21 protein-coding genes are annotated in these 21,823 nt (G+C 71.3%); 9 read left to right on the top strand and 12 right to left on the bottom strand.

Going from position 1 to position 21,823, the window contains the following annotated elements; all coding sequences use genetic code 11:
- Window positions 1-94 precede the first annotated feature (94 nt).
- Genes mnhG through DSY14_RS18235 form a run of 6 tightly spaced genes read right to left on the bottom strand, consistent with a single transcriptional unit; the run spans window position 95 to window position 6,902 of the window.
- Complete coding sequence (mnhG, locus tag DSY14_RS18260; RefSeq protein WP_211717795.1) at window positions 95-499, bottom strand: monovalent cation/H(+) antiporter subunit G; 405 nt, start codon at window positions 497-499, stop codon at window positions 95-97.
- A complete protein-coding gene (locus DSY14_RS18255; protein WP_211717794.1) occupies window positions 496-828 on the bottom strand; it encodes a monovalent cation/H+ antiporter complex subunit F in 333 nt (110 codons plus the stop codon). Before DSY14_RS18255 ends, mnhG begins: the two co-directional genes overlap by 4 nt.
- Window positions 825-1,436 (bottom strand): Na+/H+ antiporter subunit E, encoded by a 612-nt coding sequence (locus DSY14_RS18250; RefSeq protein WP_211717793.1) that lies wholly within the window; start codon window positions 1,434-1,436, stop codon window positions 825-827. Before DSY14_RS18250 ends, DSY14_RS18255 begins: the two co-directional genes overlap by 4 nt.
- On the bottom strand, window positions 1,433-3,091 hold the full coding sequence (locus DSY14_RS18245; protein WP_211717792.1) for a Na+/H+ antiporter subunit D: 1,659 nt from the start codon (window positions 3,089-3,091) through the stop codon (window positions 1,433-1,435). Before DSY14_RS18245 ends, DSY14_RS18250 begins: the two co-directional genes overlap by 4 nt.
- A gap of 2 nt (window positions 3,092-3,093) precedes the next feature.
- Window positions 3,094-3,927, bottom strand: a complete 834-nt coding sequence (locus tag DSY14_RS18240) for a Na(+)/H(+) antiporter subunit C (RefSeq protein ID WP_211717791.1) — start codon at window positions 3,925-3,927, stop codon at window positions 3,094-3,096.
- Window positions 3,924-6,902, bottom strand: coding sequence for a Na+/H+ antiporter subunit A (locus tag DSY14_RS18235; RefSeq protein ID WP_211717798.1), 2,979 nt, complete (start codon window positions 6,900-6,902; stop codon window positions 3,924-3,926). The genes DSY14_RS18240 and DSY14_RS18235 overlap by 4 nt, the downstream gene beginning before the upstream one ends.
- 249 nt (window positions 6,903-7,151) lie before the next feature.
- On the opposite strand from DSY14_RS18235, the gene DSY14_RS18230 reads away from it, so the two are divergent.
- The 3 genes from DSY14_RS18230 (at window position 7,152) to DSY14_RS18220 (ending at window position 9,259) form a co-directional block, all read left to right on the top strand.
- A complete protein-coding gene (locus tag DSY14_RS18230; RefSeq protein ID WP_211717790.1) occupies window positions 7,152-7,646 on the top strand; it encodes a MarR family winged helix-turn-helix transcriptional regulator in 495 nt (164 codons plus the stop codon).
- Between the two features lie 348 nt (window positions 7,647-7,994).
- Entirely contained in the window at window positions 7,995-8,651 is a 657-nt protein-coding gene (locus DSY14_RS18225) for a ClpP family protease (RefSeq protein WP_211717789.1), read from the top strand.
- Window positions 8,648-9,259: a ClpP family protease gene (locus DSY14_RS18220; RefSeq protein ID WP_211717788.1), complete on the top strand. Its 612-nt coding sequence runs from the start codon at window positions 8,648-8,650 to the stop codon at window positions 9,257-9,259. Before DSY14_RS18225 ends, DSY14_RS18220 begins: the two co-directional genes overlap by 4 nt.
- 260 nt (window positions 9,260-9,519) lie before the next feature.
- Here the strand turns inward: DSY14_RS18220 and DSY14_RS18215 are convergent, their stop codons facing one another.
- Window positions 9,520-9,912, bottom strand: a complete 393-nt coding sequence (locus tag DSY14_RS18215) for a helix-turn-helix domain-containing protein (protein ID WP_211717787.1) — start codon at window positions 9,910-9,912, stop codon at window positions 9,520-9,522.
- Window positions 9,913-10,341: 429 nt separating this feature from the next.
- Here DSY14_RS18215 and DSY14_RS18210 point away from each other — a divergent pair, with 429 nt between their 5' ends.
- Together DSY14_RS18210 and DSY14_RS18205 are read left to right on the top strand one after the other, a co-directional pair.
- Entirely contained in the window at window positions 10,342-10,506 is a 165-nt protein-coding gene (locus DSY14_RS18210; RefSeq protein ID WP_211717799.1) for a hypothetical protein, read from the top strand.
- A 406-nt stretch (window positions 10,507-10,912) separates the two neighbouring features.
- Window positions 10,913-11,176 (top strand): GlsB/YeaQ/YmgE family stress response membrane protein, encoded by a 264-nt coding sequence (locus DSY14_RS18205; protein WP_211717797.1) that lies wholly within the window; start codon window positions 10,913-10,915, stop codon window positions 11,174-11,176.
- Window positions 11,177-11,199: 23 nt separating this feature from the next.
- On the opposite strand, the gene DSY14_RS18200 is transcribed toward DSY14_RS18205, so the two are convergent.
- Entirely contained in the window at window positions 11,200-12,135 is a 936-nt protein-coding gene (locus tag DSY14_RS18200; protein WP_211717786.1) for a Gfo/Idh/MocA family protein, read from the bottom strand.
- A gap of 87 nt (window positions 12,136-12,222) precedes the next feature.
- Between DSY14_RS18200 and DSY14_RS18195 the strand changes: the two genes are divergently transcribed.
- From DSY14_RS18195 to DSY14_RS18185, 3 genes are all read left to right on the top strand, one after another.
- Entirely contained in the window at window positions 12,223-13,401 is a 1,179-nt protein-coding gene (locus tag DSY14_RS18195; RefSeq protein WP_211717785.1) for a macrolide family glycosyltransferase, read from the top strand.
- Window positions 13,402-13,797: 396 nt separating this feature from the next.
- Complete coding sequence (locus DSY14_RS18190; protein ID WP_211717784.1) at window positions 13,798-14,898, top strand: tetratricopeptide repeat protein; 1,101 nt, start codon at window positions 13,798-13,800, stop codon at window positions 14,896-14,898.
- Window positions 14,899-15,128: 230 nt separating this feature from the next.
- A complete protein-coding gene (locus DSY14_RS18185; RefSeq protein WP_211717783.1) occupies window positions 15,129-16,289 on the top strand; it encodes a polysaccharide lyase family 1 protein in 1,161 nt (386 codons plus the stop codon).
- An 83-nt stretch (window positions 16,290-16,372) separates the two neighbouring features.
- On the opposite strand, the gene galK is transcribed toward DSY14_RS18185, so the two are convergent.
- The 4 genes from galK to DSY14_RS18165 all read right to left on the bottom strand — a co-directional run bounded on the left by galK (window position 16,373) and on the right by DSY14_RS18165 (window position 20,401).
- Window positions 16,373-17,515, bottom strand: coding sequence for a galactokinase (galK, locus tag DSY14_RS18180; RefSeq protein WP_211717796.1), 1,143 nt, complete (start codon window positions 17,513-17,515; stop codon window positions 16,373-16,375).
- A gap of 95 nt (window positions 17,516-17,610) precedes the next feature.
- A complete protein-coding gene (gene galE / locus DSY14_RS18175) occupies window positions 17,611-18,588 on the bottom strand; it encodes a UDP-glucose 4-epimerase GalE (protein WP_211717782.1) in 978 nt (325 codons plus the stop codon).
- Window positions 18,585-19,616, bottom strand: coding sequence for a galactose-1-phosphate uridylyltransferase (gene galT / locus DSY14_RS18170; protein WP_211717781.1), 1,032 nt, complete (start codon window positions 19,614-19,616; stop codon window positions 18,585-18,587). The genes galE and galT overlap by 4 nt, the downstream gene beginning before the upstream one ends.
- A complete protein-coding gene (locus DSY14_RS18165; protein WP_211717780.1) occupies window positions 19,613-20,401 on the bottom strand; it encodes a DeoR/GlpR family DNA-binding transcription regulator in 789 nt (262 codons plus the stop codon). The genes galT and DSY14_RS18165 overlap by 4 nt, the downstream gene beginning before the upstream one ends.
- Before the next feature lie 217 nt (window positions 20,402-20,618).
- Here DSY14_RS18165 and DSY14_RS18160 point away from each other — a divergent pair.
- On the top strand, window positions 20,619-21,823 hold a 1,205-nt coding region (locus tag DSY14_RS18160; RefSeq protein ID WP_211717779.1), incomplete at its 3' end, for an alpha-galactosidase.

The raw sequence follows: 21,823 nt of genomic DNA, 5'->3' as shown, positions 1-21,823 counted from the left end.
GCTGTCAGAAGGGCGTCAAGGTCTTTGGTCACACACTGATCCTCGACGCCCTTCGTCTTGCCCGCAGGCGTTTCAGGGATTTCCCATCAACGATCTAGGAGACGGTGTCCTCGGTGGTGTCCGGCGCGCGGTGCCGCGCGTCCAACCGCTCGGACAGCTCGTCGGTGGTCACCAGGTCCCGGCGGATCCGTCCGGTCCGGTACCCCACACGGGCCGCGATGTGGCCGGCGACGGGGACCGTCACGACCTGGAACAGCCCCACCAGGATCAGGGTGCCGACGCTGAACACGCCGGTGTCCTCCTGGGGCGCGATCCGCAGACCGATCCCCACGAGTACCAGCAGCAACCCCAGCACCTGCGGCTTGGCCGCGGCGTGCATCCGGGACAGCAGGTCGGGGAAGCGGACCAGACCGACCCCGGCGATGAAGGAGAGCAGCGCACCCGCGAGGATGCACAGGATCGCGATCCAGTCCAGCACGTGGACGACCTGTTCGCTCATGAGGTCTTGCCCTCCTCCTTGGCCGTGCCCTCGGCGGGCGGGAGCATCGACTCGTCCTCGTCGGCGTGCTCCTCAGGGCGCCGCGCGACGAACTTGGAGATGCTGATCGACCCGACGAAACCCAGCAGCGACAGCACCAGCAGCGACGGCAGCACCGTGGGGTCCCGGAAGAAGGCCGCGTAGGCCCCCAGGCCGGTCAGCGCCGAGGCCAGCAGGACGTCGACGGACAGGGCCCGGTCGAGGATGCTCGGACCCAGCAGGAGTCGGGCAGTGCCCAGCAGCGCGGCCGCACCGAGCAGGAGGGCGATGACGATCCACAGCGCGTTCACTCGTTCCCCCTCTCGGTGGCCAGGGCGGCCTCCAGTTCGGCGATGTTCTCACGGGTCCCCAGCGCCCGGACGATCCGTTCCTCAAGGTCGTGGATGTCCTTCTTGGCCGTGGAGACGGCGTCCTCGTCCTCCGCGCCCAGCACGTGGACGTACAGGACGTGTTCGGGCTGGGCGACCTCCACGATCACACTGCCCGGAATGATCGACGTCGCGATCGAGGTGCACACCAGCATCAGGTCGGAGTCGGTGCGCAACCGGACCGCCACCACCGAGCTCCGCACCGGAGGCCCGGGGCGGAACACCTGCAGGGTGACCTGGAAGCTCGCCACACCCATCTTGGCCACGATGTACAGGAACATGCGCACGCCCTGCAGCGGCCAGAACCGGAAGCCCGGGACGATCGGAGGCAGGGGGAACACCATCATGATGGTGACCGACACCAGGAAGCCCACCACCATGATGCCCAACGACTCCGGCCGGAGCTGGAAGGCGTTGAACAGCAGCATCCAGACCACGGTCATCCCGAGGGCGACCGGGAGCTGTACCTTGCCGATGCGGTGGCGCACGGCACGTACGCCCAACCTCTTCTTGGTCTGCAGATCGTTCATCGGGATCCTCCGAGGACCGCCTCGATATAGGGAGTGCGTTCCAACAGCTCGACCGCGGCCTCCGAGGAGTAGGCGATGAGCGGACCTGCGAACACGGTCATGGCCAGACCGAAGGCGACCAGGGCGATCGTCGCGCCCAGCATGCTCTTGGGCAGGACCACCGAGGTCACCACCGGGGTGGCCGCGGTCGTGGTGTCGCTCAGGCGGGAGGACGGACCGACCGCCTCGCCCGGGCCCAGGGCCGCGGTCGAGGTGTCGTCGGCCTCGGTGTCCTCCAGGACGGTGCCGGGCTCGGCGACCGTCCCCTCGGCCGGGGTGCGCCAGAACGCGTAGTTCCACACGCGCGCGATGACGTACAGGGTCAGCAGGCTGGTGAGCACCGAGGCGCCGACCAGCGTGTAGGCGAGCGGGGTGCCCGCGTCCACACCGGCCTGCATCAGACCGATCTTGCCGAGGAAGCCCGACAACGGCGGGATACCGCCCAGGTTCATCGCCGGGATGAAGAACAGGATGGCCAGGAGCGGAGCCATCTTCGCCAGACCACCCAGGTGGTCCAGCGACGTCGACCCGCCTCGACGTTCGATCAACCCCGTCACCAGGAACAACGTGGTCTGCACGGTGATGTGGTGCGCGATGTAGTACACCGCGCCCGCCATGCCCAGTTGGCTGCCGAGCGCCACACCGAACACCATGTAGCCGATATGGCTGATCAGGGTGAACGACAGCAGACGCTTGATGTCGGTCTGCGCCACCGCGCCCAGGATGCCCAGGAGCATGGTGGCCAGGGCCACCCACATCAGGGCGTCGTTGAGCTGGTCGCCGGGGAAGAACAGGGTCTGCGTCCGGATGATCGCGTACACGCCCACCTTGGTGAGCAGGCCGGCGAACACCGCGGTGACCGGGGCCGGCGCGGTGGGATAGGAGTCCGGCAGCCACGCGGCCAGCGGGAACACCGCCGCCTTGATACCGAACGCCACCAGCAGGATCACCTGGAGCACCAAGGCCAGCTCCGAGGAGATCTCCGGCAGGCGCTCGCCCAGCTGGGCCATGTTCACGGTGCCCGTCGCGCCGAAGACCAGCGCGATGGCGATGAGGAACAGCACCGAGGAGACCAGCGACACCACCACGTAGATGGCGCCCGCCCGCATCCGCGACTGCGTACCCCCCAGGGTCAGCAGCACGTAGCTGGCGGTCAGCAGGATCTCGAAGCCGACGTACAGGTTGAACAGGTCACCGGCGAGGAACGCGTTGGAGACACCTGCCACCAGGATCAGGTAGGTCGGTTGGTACACCGACAGCGGCGCCACCTCGGCCTTGCCCGCCATGCCCTGACCGATCGAGTAGATCAGCACGGCCAGGGTGATGGCGGCGGAGACCGTCACCATCAGCGCCGACAACCGGTCGGCGACCAGCGTGATGCCGATCGGGGTGTCCCAACCGCCCACCTGGACGGCCTGTGGCCCGAACATGTCGGCGCCCACCATGAGCGCCGCACCGGTGGCCAGGACCAGCGCCAGCGAGATGACGCTCAGCCACTGCTGCATGCGGGGCCAACGGATGCCCATCGCGAGCTTCACACCGGCGGCGAAGAGGGGCAGCACCACCGGCAGCGGAACCAGGTAGTGCAGGAATCCGGCGAAGTAGTCCCATCCCATGGTCAGTCGTTCCCTTGCAGGTCGCTGTCCTCTGCGCGAGCCAGGCGTTCACGCTCTGCCCGCATGGTCTGACGTGCCTGACGCCGCTGCGAACGGATGCGGCGGCGCAGCTCGCGCCACAGCTCGCGTTCGGCGGCCCGGTCGGCCCGTCGGTGCTCACGCAGTCGCTTGCGGCCCAGTCGGATCCGGCCGCGCAGCTCCGTCACCTGGTTGACCATGCTCTGCTGGCGGTCGGTCAGGCGGCGCAGCGTCTCCTGGGACTGCTCGTCGGCGTGGCCGTCCTCGGCCTCGACCTCGAACCGTGCCAGTTCGGCCTGGGCCGCCGCGATCTCCGCCTTGATACGGGCCTGCTCGGCCAGTTCCTGGGCGTCGGCCGCGGCGATGGTGGCCTGGAGTTCGGCCCGCTGCCTGCGGATGTCCGCGCGCAGCCGGCGACGTTCCTGCAGGAAGCGCTGGCGCACCGCGCGCCGCCCCTCGCCCTGCACGATCCGGAGGTCCTCGGCGTCGTCCTGGACCTCGTCGTTGCCCTCCAGCTGCCAGCTCCGGTAGGCCAGGGCCAACAGGAACGCCGTGATGCCGAGGGTGATGACGATGGCCGTGAGGATCATGGCCTGGGGCAGGGGGTCGGTCATGTCCTCGTCCCGTGGGGTGAACCACAGGACCGGGGGACCGCCCGGCTGCCCGGCCATGGCCAGGATCATCAGGTTGACGCCGTTGCTCATCACGATGAAGCCCAGCAGCACACGGGTGAGGCTGCGCTCCAGCAGGAGCACCACGCCGACCGCGACGAGGACACCGATGACGATGACGAGTGTGAGGCTTGGGGACTCGCTCACGAGGTGACCTCCTCGGCTCGTGCGGGGGCTCCCGGCCCGGCGGTGGTCTCCTCCGCGTGCGCGGCGTCCCGCTCGATCTGTTCGTCGATACGGGCGCCGAGGCTGCGCAGGATGTCCAGGATCAGACCGATGACCAGCAGGTAGACACCGATGTCGAAGAACAACGAGACCGTGATGTGGGCTTCGCCCAGGATCCAGAAGTTCAGGTAGGCGTCGCCTCCGGCGAGGACGTCCCCGCCGAAGATGGCGCCACCGATCGCCGTGCCCGTGGCCAGCGCCAGACCGGCGCCGATGAGCGCGCCCGGCTGCACCCACGCGGTGGCGTACAGCTCGAACCTGCCTCCGGCGAGGTAGCGGACGATGAACGCCAGACCCGCCACGATGCCGCCGGCGAACCCGCCACCGACGTCGGTGTGGCCGGTGAGCAGCAGGTACACGGAGATCGCCATGATCACCGGGAAGAGGAAGCGCGAGACCACCTCGAAGATGAGCGACCTGCGCTCGGTGGGCAGGGCCTCCGCGCCCGGCAGCCAGCTGCGGTTCCACTGCGGCTTGACGTGCAGGCTCTGCGGAGCGATCGTCAGGTTGCTCAGGTCCACCCGGTCGTGCCCGTTGGTGGGCTGCGGCGGCTGGGTGACGGACAGCGCCATCACACCGCTGGGTGCCTTACGGGGCCGGGCCCGGCGGCGCACGAACATCAGGCTGGCCACACCGGCGGCCGCGGCGGCGAGCACCGAGATCTCACCCATGGTGTCCCAGGCACGGACGTCGACCAGCAGCACGGAGATGATGTTGTAGCCGCCGGCCTCGCCCGCCGCGTCCGAGTAGGCAGGACCGTCGGGTCCGCCCAGCGCGATGGAGGGTTCCTGCCGGCCGGCCAGGGCGAACCAGGTCATGGTCGCCACGAGCAGACCGGTGGCGGCACCGATCGTCATGTTCCAGATCCGGCGGCCCTTGAGCGCGGGCGCCGAGAAGTGGGACGGGAACCGGCGCAGCACCAGGACGAAGACCACCAGGCTGACGGTCTCGACCAGGAACTGGGTGAGCGCGATGTCCGGCGCGCCCTGCAGGTAGAACAGGGCGGCCACGCCGTAACCGCCGATACCGACGAGGATCACCGCGAACAGGCGGCGTCGCACGAACAGGATCAGCAGGCACGTGATGACGATGATGAGCGCCGGGATGACCTGCACCGGGGTGTCCCACAGACGCAGCGACGGGTTGTCGCCGTTCCAGAGGCGTCCGGTGATGATCGGGATGCCCGCGCCGACCACGAGGAAGACCAGGATGGTGCCGAGGTAGACCGGCAGCGAACCGCGCTGGGTGCTACCGGTGACCTGCAGTGCCAGGTTCTCCAGGCCCGCCATCATGCGGCGGTAGTTGCGCTCGGGGTTGACGAAGGCCATCCGGTTGCCGAGCCAGGCGACCCGGTGACGGAAGGAGAACAGCACCAGACCGCCGGCGACGCAGACCGCCGACAGCAGGAGCGGCAGTTCCCATCCGTGCCACAGCGCCAGGTAGGAGGCGTACTCCTCGCTCGGACCCTGGGGGACCGTGTCGGCGTAGGCCGCGAAGAGGGGGTCGACCCACGCGGACACCAGACCGCCGACCAGGCTCAGCGCGGCCAGGATGACCGCCGGAGCGAGGAAGAGCGCACCGGGCGCGTGGACCGGGGTGGGCTGCACGCCCTCCTTGTCGATGAAGGCGCCCCAGAGGAAACGGAGGCTGTAGGCCACCGTGAGGGTGGAGCCGATGACCAGGCCGACCAGGACCAGGGTGTCGAAGCCGCCGCCGTGGGTGTAGGCGCCGAAGGCGAGCTCCTTGGCCACGAACCCGGCGGTGGGCGGTAGCCCGGCCATGGAGGCCAGCGCGATGACCGAGATCCAGAAGGTGCTCGGCATGGACCTGCGCAGCCCGGAGAGTTCGCGCAGGTCCCGGGTCCCGGTGCTGTGGTCGATGATGCCGACCACGAGGAACAGCGGGGCCTTGAAGAGGGAGTGCGCGACGAGCATCGCGATACCGGCCAGGGCGCCCGCCCGGGTTCCGGTGCCCAGCAGGGCGATGAGGAAACCGAGCTGGCTGATGGTGCCGTAGGCCAGGACGAGCTTGAGGTCGACCTGGCGCAGCGCCTTCCAGCCGCCGAGGATCATGGTGATGACACCGAAGAACAGCGCCATGACCTGCCACACGGCGACGTCGCCGAAGGCGGGGGTGAGACGGGCGACCAGGTAGACGCCCGCCTTGACCATCGCCGCGGCGTGCAGGTAGCCGGAGACCGGCGTGGGCGCCTGCATGGCGGCGGGAAGCCAGAGACTGAAGGGGAACAGCGCCGACTTGGACATGGCGCCGATCATGATCAGCACGAGGGCGGCGTTGACCACGGCGCCGCCCGGGGGCGGGTCGGCGACGATCTCGGAGATCACGTAGGTCCCGGCGGTCTGGCCGAGCATGATCATGCCGACCAGCATGGCCAGACCACCGAACGTGGTGACGGTCAGGGCCGTCATCGCCGCCCGGCGGCTCTCCTTCGACTCGGCCTTGTGCCCGACCAGAAGGTAGGAGAAGACCGTGGTCAGCTCCCAGTAGATGAAGAGCTGGATGAGGTCGTCGGCCAGCACGAGACCGAGCATGGCGCCGGCGAACGCGACGAACACGCCCGCGAAGCGCGGCAGCCCTTGTTCGGAGTCACTGAAGTAACGCGCGCAGTACGCCAGGATCAGGGTGCCCACGCCCGCGGCGATGAGCGTCATGATCAGGCCGAGGGCGTCCATGTAGAGGCCGAGCCGCAGGGAGAACTGCGGAGCCCACTCGATGGATTCGGACAGCGTCCCGCCGTTGAGGATCGTCGGGAGCTGGAACAGGGCCCAGACGGTGGCCAGGCCGGGGACGATCGCGAGCGCGTAGAAGCCGTTACGACCCCATAGGCGCACCACTAACGGCGCGACCGCAGCTGTGATGAAATGCGCGACCAGCACTGTTGTCAATGCGCCCCTCCCGGACCGGTCCGGGCCCGCCCGACGTGTCCGGACGGACGTCCCGTGCCCCGCAGCAAACGAGACCGCCCACAACCGGATCAGTGAGCGGGGTGTCGTTTCCGTTTTGGTGGGGCATGGATCTACTTGAACTTGCGTGCGCAAGCTATTTAATAGCTACACTACACAAACGTCAAACCACCGCGCGGGTCGGGGACCCGTGCGCAGAGCCCAGCCAGCGAGGACCGTTTCGTGCCCGACGAGACCCCCGATCCCTGTTCTGAGCAGCAGGTACACACCCAGCCGAACGCGCTCGAACTCGAGGAGTTCCAGCGCGTCTGGACCGAACTCATCAACGCGGCGCTGCACGCCCGCTCACGAGGTGGGCACGGGCATCGCGGAGCCGAAGAGATCACCCTGACACAGTCGCTCCTGATGGAAGCGGTGCGCGGCATGGACAATCCGAGTGTCGGTGCCGTTGCTCACATCGTCGGGGTCTCGTCCCCGTCCGCCACCCGGATGATCCAACAGCTGGAGCGCAAGGGCATGATGGCCCGGCGCCGTTCCGAACGTGACGAACGCAGCACCGTCGTCACGATCACGGAGGAGGGCGAGAACGTCCTCGCCGAGCGTCGCAAGTACATGGAGCGCAAACAGCGACAGGTCTTCGACGCCATAAGGCCCTCGCTGCGCCCGGTCGTCCTCGACGTCCTGCGCGACCTGCGGGCCGCCATAGACGACACCTGATCCGCACGGCACCAGGCGACGCACTCCCGACGACACGTCGAAGGCGGGCTCCCCGGACCCCGAGCCCGCGCACTCCCAAGGCCCTCGACAGGGCCTTTCGTCATGTCCGGAAGCGTTCCGGTGCGCGACCCGCAGGACCGGACCGGTCCACCTCCCGCGCGATCGGACCGCTCTGCCGTCGGCACGACCGGACCGTTCCTTCATCGGCACGACCGGTCCGCTCTGCCGGCCGCAGATCTGCGCCGGGCCGAAACGATGGCGACCGGCGTCCTCCCCGCCGCAGTCTGGAGCCACCGGCCGCGAACGGACCCACCGTCCGTGGCGCCGAGGCCGGGACGAGGAGGTCCGATGCCGACACCACCCACGCTCGCCGCCGAGTACGCACCCGGCGGCGGGTTCGACGACCAGCTCGCCGCGCGGCTGCTCCGCAGCCGGATCGTGCTGCTGGGGACCCAGGTGGACGAGGAGAGCGCCAACCGTGTGTGCGCCCAGATCCTGTTGCTGGCCGACGAGGATCCGCACAAGGACATCACGCTGGCGATCAACAGCCCCGGCGGCGTGATCAGCGCCGGGCTCGCCATCTACGACACCATGAACTTCGTGCCCAACGACGTGTCCACCCTGGTCATGGGGGTGGCCGCCAGCATGGGGCAGTTCCTGGCCTGTACCGGGGCGCCGGGCAAGCGGTACAGCATGCCGCACGCGCGCATCATGATGCACCAGCCCTCCGGCGGGCTGGGCGGAACCGCCGCCGACATCGCCATCCAGGCCGAGAACCTGGCGCACACCAAGAACACCATGGTGCGGCTCATCGCCGAGCACACCGGTCAGAGCGAGCGCACCATCGCCGAGGACCAGCACCGGGACGCCTGGTTCACCGCCGAGGAGGCCCGGGAGTACGGGTTCGTCGACCACGTGGTGACGACCGTGGACCAGATGGCGGGTGGGATGCGCCTGGGCGGCACCGCGCCCGGGTTCGCCGCCCCGAGGGGAGGAACGCGATGAGCGGGCGCTACACGGTGCCGATGGTGGTCGAGCGCACCCCGAACGGCGAACGCTCCTTCGACGTGTTCAGCCGACTGCTGTCCGAGCGGATCATCTTCCTGGGCACGCCCATCGACGACGACGTCGCCAACGTGGTCATGGCCCAGATGCTGCACCTGGACTACGAGAGCCACGACACGGACATCCAGCTCTACATCAACTCGCCCGGAGGCTCGAACACCGCGCTGACCGCCATCTACGACACGATGCGCTTCGTCCGGGCGAACGTGGCCACCGTCTGCATGGGTCAGGCGGCCTCCGCCTCCGCCGTCCTCCTCGCCGCGGGTGCGCCGGGCAAGCGTTCGGCCCTGGAACACTCCCGGGTCCTGCTGCACCAGCCCTCCAGCGAGGGGCAGGGGCAGGCGGCCGACCTGGAGATCCAGGCCGCGGAGATCCTGCGCGTCCGCGCCCAGGTGGAGGAGATCCTGTCCCGGCACACCGGCCAGACCCAGGAACGACTGCGGGCCGACACCGACCGGGACAAGATCTTCACCGCCGCGCAGGCCAGGGAGTACGGACTGGTGGACCACGTGATCACCACGAGGGAGGTCGTTCTCCCGGCCGCCTGAGGTGACGGGGTCGGCCTCGGGGGTGGCGCACGTCCTACTACCGGAGGACGCCCGAGGCCGATCACGTGACCACGGAACGGAGGAGCGGTGGTCCCGGCCAGAGCGCGCCGGAACCACCGCCGGGCGCCGCGCGCCTGGGATGGGCCGGAACGCGGTGCCGTCTGGCGTGGACGCCGGGCCGTCGGAACGGGGGACCGTCGGCCGGCGCCCGGGGCTGTGCTGTTGTGCGGGGGACGTGGGAGTACGGAGAGGCGGAGGGGTCAGGCCGCCAGGGAGAGCACCCGTGCCTGGTGGGCCGGGGGCGCGGGGGTCGTCACCGTGCCGGAGCGCCGGGGGTCGGCGCGTTCGAGACGGAACAGCGTGGTGCGCCGGTGCAACGCACCGAGCACGTCGGTGATGCTCAGTCCCAGAGAGCGGTACACCGCGGCGAGGACCTCGGAGGAGGCCTCCTTGCGGCCGCGTTCGATCTCGGACAGGTAGGGCAGCGACACCTGGGCGTCCTCGGCCACCTCGCGTAGGGTCCGCCCCTGGTCCACGCGGGTCCGGCGCAGCAGGTCGCCGATGAGGTCGCGCATGAGGGGCTCCGCGGCACGCTCCTCGCGGACCGGGCCCCTGCGGGCCTCGTCCAGGGAGCGTAGGACGCTCTCGCTCATCGGTGCCTCCCCGTCGACAGGATCTCCGACTTTCGACACTACGTCGCGCGACGCCGTCGGGGGAGGGGGTCGCGTGGCCTTATGCGGACGGCAGAACCCCCGTGACATCCCGGTGCGGGTGTGGTCCGGGAGCGGTCCGGCGCGCCCGGGAGGCCCGTGGCCACGGGCGATACCGGCATCGGTGGTCCGCATCGTGTTCCTCGGGGTCTCCGCCGGCGCCCCGGCCGCGCACTCCGTCGCGCGGGGCCGGCGTGTCCACGGAACCTCCCCCGTGGTGCGACACCCGGGTCCTAAGGCGGGGGCGCGCACGATCTAAGGCACCTCCACGGCCTGGATCCACTGCACTTTCCCGATGTGCGGCGGGGGTCCTCGGCCCGACTCTGGAAGCAGTCGGGGGACGGCCCCGGCACCGACCCGGAGGAGACCACCATGCACCCCGACCTCAGCGCTCGGGCCGCCGACCTCTACCGCGCCGAGCGTGAGCGCGCCGCCCACAGGGAGCGCCTGATCGCCACGGTGGCCGGGGGAGCGGAGTCGGGCCGGCGCACCGTGTGGGCGCGGTTTCGGACGCCGCGCCGCACGCCGCACGTCTGAGGCAGGGCCCGAGGCCGGGGCCGGGGTCGGGATCGGGAGGGTGTCGTGTCGAGCGGGGTTCGACGCGGCACCCTCCGCGCGGGCGGTGACGTGGTCGCTCTCCTTCCGCGGCGTGGCCGGGCGGCCGAACCCGGCCCCCGCGATGTCGTCGGCGGGGGCGGGACGACGGTCACCGCTTCGTGGGGGCATCACCGCTTCCCTCGATGACCAGCAGGACCGGTCGTCCCCCGACCCTTCCCACACCTCCGCTCGGTCGTTCACCTCGGTGCGGATCGCGACGTAGCGGCGAGTCACATTCCTCGTGAGCCCCAAAACCGGCAAAAGCTTCGACCAGGTCGCCGTGTCCGCGGTGTCCTTCCTGGTCACCGCGGGAACGACGGGGGTGCGTCCAACCGTGGGAGGTCCTGTGGAGATCACCGGCATCATCAGCGCAATCATCGTCGGTCTGATCATCGGTGCGTTGGGGCGACTCGTCGTACCCGGCAAGCAGCACCTGCCGATGTGGCTCACCCTGGTCCTGGGTATCGTGGCCGCCTTCCTGGGCGGATGGATCGCCGGCCTGTTCACCACCGCCTGGCTGCTCGTGCTCATCGTCCAGGTCGTGGTGGCGGCGGGGATCGTCTACCTCGCCGATGGAATGTACTCCAGGAACGCGGGCAGCACCGCCTGACCACCCGCGCTCGCTCCCGACTCTCAGCGCGAGGCCGCCGGATCCGATCCGGCGGCCTCGGTCACGCGTGTGGTCCGGCCGGAGCGGACGGACTCCTCCGCGGCGGTCAGGACCGCCACGACCTCGCGTCCGAAACGCAGGTCGCACGGGTCGCCCGGGGTACCCGCCACCTGGTCGAGGAGTCGGTCGATCGCGGAACCGAAGGCGACGGCGGCACCGCGGTCGCCACCGGGCACCGCACGCGTCCCCGGTTCCCCGTAGAGGTCGATGGAGAACGTCGTGGCCTCGGGGGCGGCGTCCAGGGTGACCGAGAAGGAACCGACGGCCCCGTCCCGGTGGCGGGTCAGCACATGGACGCTGTCCCGGGGGCCGTTCAGTGCGGTCACCTCCTCGACCGGGCCGAGCACGGGGAGCACCAACGACAGCAGGTGCGGACCCACGTCCCACAGTCCGCCCTTCTCCCGGCGCCAGGGGGAGGCGCCGTACGGGTTGTCGGAGCGGAAGATCGACGCGAACAGGGTGGCCCGGGCGCCGTCCCAGCCGCCCTCGTCCGCGGCGGTGCGCAGGAACGTGTCCACGTTGTCGGAGAAGCGGTGGGTGAAGAAGACCACCGAGGCCAGCCCGCGGACCCCCGCCTCCGCCACCAGGGCGTCGGCCACGTCCAGGTCCAGGGCCACCGGTTTGTCCAACAACAGGTGGCGGCCGGCCCTGGCCGCCCGCAGCGCCAGGTCGCCCTGGACGTCCGGGGGCAGCGCGATGGCGACGGCGTCGACGTCGGCGATGAGCGCGTCCACGTCCTCGTAGGGTCGGGTGCCCAGGTGCGCGGCCAGGTTCGCGGCCTTGGCGGGGTCGCGCCCCCACACACCGACGAGCTCGGCCTCCGGGTGGGCGGCCAGGGCCGCCCCTTGCGTCTCGCGGGCCCAGTGGCCGGTGCCGAGCAGTCCGAATCGCTGTCCCATGCGTCGTCCTTCCGAAGGTCGGTGATCCACCCTGTGCACACTGACCTACGGGAGCGCTCCCATCAAGGGGGTGGCTAGATTGTCGGCATGGCCCACATCGCCTTCTTCGCGCCCAACGGTCCCGGTCACGTCAACCCCCTGCTCGGAACCGCGGCGGAGCTGGTCCGTCGCGGGCACCGGGTCACCTTCGCCGCACCCGAGGAGTTCGCCGCGCGCGTCACCGAGACCGGCGCCGAACACGTGCCCACCCCCACCACGTGGAGGGGTGGCGGCGACGCCCCGCAGATGCACGGGCGCGGTTTCGTCCGTGCGGTGGGCCTGCTGCTGGAGGAGATCCGGGTCGTCCACGCCTCGCAGGTCGACCGGCAGGCCCCCGACCTCGTCGTGCACGACGGCACCCTGGCCTGGTGGGGGCGGCTGCTCGCGCACCGCTGGCAGGTCCCGGCCGTCGAGAACTGGCCCAACCTGGTGAGCAACGAGCACTGGGGGATGCACCAGGAGTACACGAAGTTCAACCCGATGAGCCCCCGGTTCCTGCTCACCCTGTTCCGGATGGCCCGCTTCGCCCGCGCCCAGGGCGTGACCGACGTGGCCGGCTTCCTGCGGGGGAGCGGGGCCGCGCTGCGCCTGGTCACGCTGCCCCGGGCCTTCCAGTACGAGGGCGACACCTTCGCCGACACCCACCTGTTCGTCGGTCCGGACCTGACCGCGCGGGCCGCGCGACAGCACTGGACCCCGCCCACGGACGACCCCGTCCTGTTGGTCTCCCTCGGCACGGCCTACAACGACCGGCCCGACCTCTACCGGGAGATCGCCCGTTCCGCCGCCGGGCGTCCCTGGCACGTGGTCATGGCGATCGGTGGCACGGACCCGGCCGACCTCGGTGAGCTCGCGCCCAACGTCGAGGTCCACGCCCAGGTGCCCCAGCTCGCGGTCCTGCGGCACGCCACGGTCTTCGTCACCCACGCGGGGATGGGCGGCACGATGGAGGGCCTCGCCCACGAGGTGCCCCTGGTCGCCCTGCCGCAGATGGCCGAGCAACGCGCCAACGCCGACCGCGTCGCCGAGCTCGGGCTCGGGCGAGCGCTGGACCCCGACACCGTCGACGCCGCGACCCTCTGGGCGGCGGTGGAGGAGGTCGCGCACGACCCCGCCGTGCGCGAACGTCTGGGGTGGATGCGCGAACAGATCACCGAGGCGGGCGGTGCCGTGGCCGCCGCGGACGCCGTCGAGGGGCTCCTCACCCAGGACACGCCCACCCTCTGACGTGGCCGGATGCGGACGCCGGTACGCGGTGCCCGCCGACGAACGCGCAGGTCGTGGGGCCGGCCCGGATCGCGGCGACCGGGGCGGGGCGCGGGAGGTCGTGAAACGCCTGGTGTTCCCTTCGGGTCGTGCAGCATCATGGTCACCTGTACGCGCAGGTCGCGGCGTCGACGGAGACAGCGGCGGTGGTGCGGCGATCCGGGTCGAGGGGACCCGGTGGGCCCGAGGCCGAGGCACGCCACCACGACCCCACCGCGGGACCGGCCCGCGCATCGCCGACCACACCCCCCGGACTCCGTGCGGGGCCCGCCGATCCCCGGCGGCGGTGGAGGTGCCTCCTTCCGGACACGACCGCGCGACGGACGCCGGCACTTCGACGCGAAGGAGGCCGAACCGGTGGAGCCCGCCCCGATGGACGACGAGACGATCACCGAACACCCACGCCCCGCGCCGATCCCGGAACGGTCGGAGTCCGCCTCCGCCACCGCGGTCGAACGGCGCGCGCGGAGCCGTCCCTACCTCCACGAGACCACCGACCACCCCGGCCGCCGCGCGGACGGGGAACATCACGTCGCCTCCCTCGTCTCCGTCGCCACCGACGGGCCGATCGCGGGCCTCGACACTTCTCCGCCGGAGTGCGGGACCGAGGACGGGGCGCGGGACTGGATGCGGGCCAACGGCGAGATCCTGGCCGCGTACGTGCGCCGGTCCGAGGCCCAGGGGCACCACACCGTGGTCCTGCGGATCGTGGAGTCGGTCGAGAACCGGCTGCGGGGCGGTGGGCGCTCCGGCGAACGACTGGAACTGTTGGAGGCCGCGGCGCGCGCCGCCGGTGTGCTCCGCGACCCGGCGGAGGAGGCGCGTGTGCGCACCCTCCTGGCGCTCGGCTTCCTCGACGCGGCCGAGCTCGGTCGCGCCGACGAGGAGTGCCGGGCGGCCTACGCGCTGGCCGACGCGGAGAGCGGACAGGACACCCGTGCGGCCTCCCTGGAGTGCATGGGCATCGTGGCCCAGCGCGGCCGGCGGAACGAGACGGCGTTGGGCCTGTTCGAGCGTGTGCGCCCCCTCCGGGCGGCGACGGCCGGCCCGCGGGGCGCGGCGGCTCTGGACCTGCTCAGCGGGCGATCGTTGGTCAGCCTGGGCCGGTTCGACCACGCCCTCGAACGGCTGGACGCGGCCCTGGAGGTCTTCACCGCGCCGGGGGACGACCACGAGGCGGACGAGGTCGACGTCGCCGAGGTCCGTATGGAGCGCGGGCGGGCGCTCAACGGCAAACGCCGCACGCCCCAGGCCCGCCGGGAGTTGGAGCGCGCCCTGGCCGGTTTCGAGGCCGGCGGCCGCGCCTACCAGACGGCGAAGGCGCGTGAGGTGCTCGCCGGTGTGGACCAGCTGGCCGGCGCCGAGGACTGGAGGGAACATCTCGTCGAGGCGGTGCGGCTCTACCGGGAGATCGGGCACGACGCCGAGGCCCTCAGAGTGAGCGCGTACGTGGGCTGACGGTGCCCCGCCGGCGGGACCGACCGCCGCCGGTGTGGCCCGCCCGCGGGAGGGATTCGAGCACGGATCGCCTGCGGTGACGGGGTTTTCGCGCCGAACCTCCCTTGACAGACCAGCAACGCGCAGTGACTATGGGGCAACTGCAAACGTTTGCAGCTTTCGGGTCACATCGCCGGTGCGGACGACCCCGCTCATCGACCCCCTGACCCCACCGGCAGAGAGGCACCCCCATGTCCGTCCCACGCAGAAGACGTCCCTCGGCCCCCCTGGCGCTGGCAGCCGCCGGAGGCGCGGCCCTGCTCGCCGGGGCCTGGTTCGTGGTCCCCGGCCAGCAGGTCGACGGTGAACTCACCGCCGGCGCGAACCCCCGGATCCTGGCCGATCCCCACAGCGACGTCCCCGTCGGATACGCGTCCATGAACGGCGGCACCACCGGCGGTTTCGGCGGTGACGGCGTCGACGAGTACGTGCTCAGCGAGTACGCCTCCTGGAGTGAGGAGAGCGAGCCGGGCGAGGCGCTGTACCAACTGCTCAAGGACCACGACGACAGTGACGGCGGCGGTCTGGTCGTGTACGTCGACGTCACGGTCACCCCGGACCAGGTCGACGAGTCCAAGATCGACGTCAAGGACGTCGCCAACGTGTCCATCCTGGGCGTCGGCGACGAGGGCGAGTTCGACGGGATCGGCTTCAAGGTCACCCGGTCCGAGAACATCGTCTTCCGCAACCTGAACATCCACCACGTCTCGCAGGGCGAGGGCGACGCTCTGGAGATCACGGAGCAGACCACCAACGTGTGGATCGACCACAACGACTTCAGCAGCGAGAAGGAGGGCGTCGACAAGGACTTCTACGACGGCCTGGTCGACATCAAGCACGGCTCCGAGTACGTCACGGTCTCCTGGAACCGGTTCTCCGACCACTGGAAGACCTCACTGGTCGGGCACAACGACTCCGCCAGTGCCGCGCCGGACAACATCACCTACCACCACAACCACTTCAACAACCTCAACACCCGGGTGCCGCTGATCCGCCACGCGGACGTGCACATGCTGAACAACGTCTTCGAGGACATCGACGGTTCGGCGATCAACGCCCGCATGGGCGCCCGCGTGCTGGTCGAGGGCAACCACTTCGACAACGTGGGCTCCGGTGACACCGACAGCCACGACGGCCAGATCGAGGGCCCGGTCGGCTGGTGGTACGGCAGCTCCGAGACCGGTCACTGGAACCTGGTCGACAACACCTTCGCGAACGGCACCCCGCACGAGCACCTGGAGTCCACCACGGACTTCACCGTGCCCTACGACTACACCGCCCAGAGCCCCGAGGACGCTCAGGCGGACGTCGAGGCGTACGCGGGCACCGGTGTCATCGACACCACGTCCTGACCCGATCGACGGCGGCGCCGGACCGGTCCCACCGGTCCGGCGCCGCATCGAAAGCGTGTGCGGGAAGAGCGTCGTGCCGCTGCTCAGCGCAGGCGTCGCGCCCCCCGGGAGGGCAGGGCGGTGAAGACCTCCGGAGCGCCGAAACCGTGTTCGGCGAAGGCCGACCCCACCGCCGCGGCGCAGGCGTCCGTCCGGTCGGTGTCCACGAGCGCGATCACGCAGCCGCCGAAACCGCCGCCGGTGATGCGCGCGCCCAGGGCCCCGGCGGCCAGGGCCGCCTCCACCGCGGTGTCCACCTCGGGGACGCTCACCTCGAAGTCGTCGCGCAGGGAGACGTGCGAGGCGGTGAACAACGGCCCCACCTCGCGCGGGAGCCCCGCACGCAGCAGCTCCACCGTCTTCAGTACCCGGTCGTTCTCCGTCACGATGTGGCGGACCCGGGCGCGCGTGACCTCGTCGGGCAAGGCGTCCAAGGCCCGCGGCAGGTCCTCGACGGTGACGTCGCGCAGCGCCCGCACGCCGAGGATCCCGACCGCCTCCTCACAGGTCCGCCGGCGTTCGGCGTAGGCGCCCTCCACCAGTCGCCGTGGGGCCTTGGTGTCCACCACCAGCAGGGCCATGCCGTGCGCGGCCAGGTCGAACGGCTCCTGTTCGGTGGCCAGCGAACGGCAGTCCAGGAACAGCGCCCGGCCCTCGTCGGACTGCATCACCGCGGACTGGTCCATGATCCCGCAGGGCATGCCGACGAAGTCGTTCTCGGCCCGCTGCGCCAGGCGCGCCACCTCGGCCGGGGCGGGCATGTCGCCGTACAGCCCCGTGGCGGCCAGGACGGTCGCACAGCACAGCGCCGCCGACGTGGACAGTCCACTGCCGGCGGGGATGGTGCTGTCCACGAACAGGTCCAGCCCGCCGATCTCGTGGCCCTCGTCGAGCAGTGCCCACAACGACCCCGCCTGGTAGGCGGCCCCCTCCGGAACGGTCCCCGGGGCGAGGCCCGCCAGGTCGAAGCCGTGGTCCCCGGGGAACCGCCGCGACCGCAGCCGCACGTGCCCGTCCTCACGGCGGGCCGCCGCGATGGTCAGGCTGTGCGGCAGCGCCATGGGCAGCGCGAACCCGTCGTTGTAGTCGGTGTGCTCACCGATGAGGTTGATCCGCCCGGGGGCGGCCCACACCCCCTCGGGTTCACGCCCGAAGGCCTCCCGGAAACCCGAGGTCAGGAACTCCACGTCGATGTGGCGGCTCGGCGTCCCGGCGGGAGCCGGCCCGGCCCCCGGGCCGGAGGGGGCGGGGGAGACGGTGGTCGCGGCGTGGTCCGGCCGGCTCACTCCGGCACCCCCGCCCTCGCCTCGGAGCGGACCCGGGTGAACTCCCAGGCGTCGGTGACGATCGTGTCCAGGCCGCGGGTCGGCTCCCAGCCGAGCTCCGCGCGGGCCCGCTCGTTGGCGGCGACCAGCACCGCGGGGTCGCCCGGCCTGCGGGGGCCGTCGACCACGGGAACGGGGTGGCCGGTGACCCGCCGTACCGCGTCGAGGACCTCGCGGACGCTGTAGCCGCCGCCCCCGCCCAGGTTGTGGATCCGGTGCGTGCCCGACTCCAGGCGTTCCAGGGCGCGCACGTGGGCGTCGGCCAGGTCCCGCACGTGCAGGTAGTCGCGGATCGCGGTCCCGTCCGGGGTGGGGTAGTCGGTGCCGTACACCGAGGCGTGCTCCGCCTCTCCAGTGGCCACCTTCAACAGGTTGGGGATGAGGTGGGTCTCCGGGTCGTGCCGCTCACCCAGGCCGCCGTGCGCCCCGGCCACGTTGAAGTAGCGCAGGCTGATCGCGCCCAGGCCGTGGGCGCGCGCCCACCCGGTGAGCATGTGGTCCACCGCGAGCTTGCCCGCGCCGTAGGGGTTGGTGGGCGAGGTCGGGTCGGTCTCGCGCAGGGGCGCGCCCGAGGGCGGGTCGCCGTAGGTCGCGGCGGTGGAGGAGAACACCAGCCGGTCCACGCCGTGCTCGCGCATGGCCTCCAACAGAGCGAGCGTGCCGCCGACGTTGGTCTGCCAGTACGGCCCGGGGTCCTGCACGGACTCGCCCACCAGCGACTTGCCGGCGAAGTGCAGCACCGCGTCGAAGGAGGGGTCCAGGAACCGGGCCGCGTCGTGGATGTCCCCCTCGACGAAGGAGGCACCGGAGGGGACGGCGTCGCGGTGACCGGCGGAGAGCACGTCGAGCACGGTGACCTCGTGCCCCACCTCCAAGAGGAGGTCGGTGACGACGCTGCCGACGTAACCGGCACCGCCGGTGACGAGGAGTTTCACGGGGCGGCCTCCCGGAGGCGCTGGGCGGTGGTCTCGGGCGCGATGTCGTTGATGAACACGCCCATGCCGGACTCGGTGCCGGCCAGGTACTTGAGCTTGGCCGCTGCGCGGCGCACGGAGAAGAGCTCCAGACGCAGCCGGGACAGGTCGCGGGCCTCGGCGTCGCGGACGGGCGCCTGGTGCCAGGCGGAGATGTAGGGCAGGGGGCCGTCGAAGAGCCGGTCGCACCGGCCCAGCAGCGCACTGTACAGCTCGGCGAAGGCGTCGCGTTCGGCGTCGTCGAGCGAGGGCAGGTCGGGTACGGCCCGGTGCGGGTACACGTGCACCTCCACCGGCCAGCGCGCCGCCTCGGGCACGAACGCGGTCCAGTGCTCGTTCTCCAGCACCACGCGCGGACCCTTGCGTTCGGCGGCCAGGACGTCCTCGAACAGGTCGCCCCCGGTCTCCTCCCGATGGGCGCGGGCCGAGGCCAGCACGGTCGCGGTCCGGGGGGTGACGAACGGCAGCGCGTAGATCTGTCCGTGCGGGTGGTGCAGGGTCACCCCGATCTCCGGTCCCCGGTTCTCGAAGCAGTACACCTGCTCGATGCCGGGCCGTTCGGCGAGCGCGGCGCTGCGGTCGGCCCAGGCGTCGACGATCGTCCGCACTCGGCGGGGGCCCAACTCCGCCAGGGAGGTGTCGTGGTCGGAGGAGAAGCAGAGCACCTCACAGCGCCCCTCGTCCCCGCTGAGCGAGGGGAAGCGGTTCTCGAAGGCGACCACGTCGTAGTCGGCCGAGGGGACCTCGGTGCGCCGGTCCCCGGTGGAGGGGCACAGGGGGCACTGGTCGCTGGGCGGCAGGTGCGTGCGGCCCTGGCGGTGGGCGGCCACCACCACCCACTCGCGGGTCAGGGGGTCCCGGCGCAGTTCGGAGCCGGGGGCCCGCTCGGGCAGGTCCCGGTGGTCGTGGAGCTCGCGGCGGGCACCGTCGGACTCGTCGAAGTAGATGATCTCCCGGCCGTCGGCCAGGCGTGCTGAGGTCTTCCTCATCCGGTCTCCCGGGGAACGTCGGTGACCACGAGGCTGCGCACGTGGTCGTGGAGGGTGCGGTGGGCGTCCGGTGCGAGCCCGTCGTCGGTGACGAGCACGTCGCACCGGTCCAGGGGGGTGATGGTGCTGATCCCGACGGTGCCCCACTTGCTGGAGTCGGCGGCGACCACGAGGGTCTCGGCCGACTCCACCAGGGCCCGGTTGGTCTCGGACTCCATCAGGTTGGGCGTGGTGAACCCGGCCCGTTCGTGCATGCCGTGCACGCCCAGGACCAGGGTGTCCAGGTTGATCCCGCGCACGGACGCGAGGGCGAGCGGGCCCACGAGGGCGTCGGAGGGGGTGCGGAACCCGCCGGTGAGCGCGACGGTCCGGTCGGGGCGTTCCGCCCGGTGGAAGACCTCGGCCACGTGCAGCGAGTTGGTGATGACGGTGAGGCCGGGGGTCTCGCGCAGGAACTCGGCGACCAGCGCCGTGGTGGTCCCGGCGGACAGCCCGACCGCGCTGTGCGGTTCCACGAGGTCGGCCACGGCCCGGGCGATGGCGCGTTTCTCGGCCGCCATCCGGGTCGACTTGGCCTGAAATCCGGGTTCCTCGGTGCGCGCGCCCTCCGGAGCGACCGCACCGCCGTGCACCTTGCGCAGCGCCCCGCGGCCCTCCAGGACGTCGAGGTCCCGTCGGACGGTCATGTCGGACACGGCGAGGGCCTCGACGAGGTCCGTGACGCGGACGCTGCCGTCCCGTCGGAGTCGGTCGAGGATCAGTTCCTGCCGTTGCGCGGCCAGCATCCCGCCCCCCGTGTGGTCGAAAATGTTCGATCTTGTTGAATCACAGTCTGCTCCGCCCCTCTCATGGTGTCAATCGGTGCCGAAGTGCGCGGAATCCTGTGCGAATCCGTTGGTAAGTGTTGACAGGTTCCGGGTGGAGTATCGACGATGTGGGTGTTCGTGGCCGCACTCACAGTCCGCGTCGCCCGGCCGGACCGACCCCGGGAGCGAGCAAGGCATGACCGACCACCGCACCATCGTTCTGCGCGCCGCCGGGACCGCCCTCGTCCTGCGGGTCCCCGATCTCGGACTCCCGTACGTCCTGCACTGGGGCGCGGACCTGCCCGACCCGGAGGGACTCGTTCCGGCCGCGGCGCCCCCGGCCGCCCTCAACGACCTCGACGCGCCCACCCCCGTCTCGCTCGTGCCGACTCAGGGCGAGGGTTGGCGCGGACACCCCGGACTGGCCGGCCACCACGAGGGCCGGGTCACCTACCCGGCGTGGAGCGCCGTGGAGGTGGACGTCGACCCTCCGACGGACACCGGGTCCGAGGCCGGCGGTCGCGTCACCGTCACCGCCGAGGGCGGCGGGCTCCGGCTCCGCACCGAGCTGTGGATGGAGGCCCAGGGCCTGGTCCGCGCGCGGAACACCGTCACCAACCTCGACCCGGACCCCTGGACCCTGGACACGCTCACCGTGACCCTGCCGCTCCCACGGGAGGCCGAGGAGGTCCTGGACCTGACCGGGCGATGGGTGCGCGAACGGTCACCCCAGCGCGCACCCCTCACCATGGGCACCCGCATGCGGGCCTCCCGCCGCGGCCGGACCGGACACGACGCTCCGCTCGTGCTCGTCGCGGGCACCCCGGGTTTCGGGTTCCGCTCGGGTGAGGTGTGGGGCGTGCACACCGCCTGGAGCGGCGACCACCTCCACCTGGCCGAACGTCTCCCCGAGGGTGCGGGCCAGGCCGATGCGGTCCTCGCCGGGGGCGAACTCCTCCACCCCGGCGAGGTGCGCCTGGCGCGGGGCGAGTCCTACACCACCCCCTGGATCTTCCTCGGCTGGTCGGACCAGGGGCTGGACGGTCTGTCCGGCCGCTTCCACCGGTGGCTGCGGGCCCGCCCCGACCATCCCGCCTCACCGCGTCCGGTCGTGCTCAACACCTGGGAGGCGGTCTACTTCGACCACGACCCGGAACGGCTGAGGCGGCTCGCCGACACCGCCGCGCGCATCGGCGTCGAACGGTTCGTCCTGGACGACGGTTGGTTCCGGGGCCGGCGCGACGACACCGCCGGGCTCGGCGACTGGACCGTCGACGCCCGGGTGTGGCCGGACGGACTGCACCCGCTGTTCGACCACGTGCGCGCCCTGGGCATGCAGGTGGGGCTGTGGGTGGAACCGGAGATGGTCAACCCCGACTCCGACCTCGCCCGCGCCCACCC

This window comes from Nocardiopsis sp. MG754419 (assembly GCF_018207095.1).
Taxonomy (GTDB): Bacteria; Actinomycetota; Actinomycetes; order Streptosporangiales; family Streptosporangiaceae; genus Nocardiopsis.
The sequence above is the reverse complement of the archived record's forward strand: the minus strand, read 5'-3'. Positions and strand labels throughout refer to the sequence as shown.

Bases quoted from the DNA above. Each gene is read 5' to 3' on its own strand.
- DSY14_RS18165 (WP_211717780.1), bottom strand. From the start codon at position 20,401: ATGCTGGCCGCGCAACGGCAGGAACTGATCCTCGACCGACTCCGACGG.
- galT (WP_211717781.1), bottom strand. From the start codon at position 19,616: ATGAGGAAGACCTCAGCACGCCTGGCCGACGGCCGGGAGATCATCTAC.
- DSY14_RS18215 (WP_211717787.1), bottom strand. From the start codon at position 9,912: ATGAGCGAGAGCGTCCTACGCTCCCTGGACGAGGCCCGCAGGGGCCCG.
- DSY14_RS18200 (WP_211717786.1), bottom strand. From the start codon at position 12,135: ATGGGACAGCGATTCGGACTGCTCGGCACCGGCCACTGGGCCCGCGAG.
- DSY14_RS18250 (WP_211717793.1), bottom strand. From the start codon at position 1,436: ATGAACGATCTGCAGACCAAGAAGAGGTTGGGCGTACGTGCCGTGCGC.
- DSY14_RS18220 (WP_211717788.1), top strand. From the start codon at position 8,648: ATGAGCGGGCGCTACACGGTGCCGATGGTGGTCGAGCGCACCCCGAAC.
- DSY14_RS18210 (WP_211717799.1), top strand. From the start codon at position 10,342: ATGCACCCCGACCTCAGCGCTCGGGCCGCCGACCTCTACCGCGCCGAG.
- DSY14_RS18185 (WP_211717783.1), top strand. From the start codon at position 15,129: ATGTCCGTCCCACGCAGAAGACGTCCCTCGGCCCCCCTGGCGCTGGCA.
- DSY14_RS18195 (WP_211717785.1), top strand. From the start codon at position 12,223: ATGGCCCACATCGCCTTCTTCGCGCCCAACGGTCCCGGTCACGTCAAC.
- DSY14_RS18225 (WP_211717789.1), top strand. From the start codon at position 7,995: ATGCCGACACCACCCACGCTCGCCGCCGAGTACGCACCCGGCGGCGGG.
- mnhG (WP_211717795.1), bottom strand. From the start codon at position 499: ATGAGCGAACAGGTCGTCCACGTGCTGGACTGGATCGCGATCCTGTGC.
- DSY14_RS18245 (WP_211717792.1), bottom strand. From the start codon at position 3,091: ATGGGATGGGACTACTTCGCCGGATTCCTGCACTACCTGGTTCCGCTG.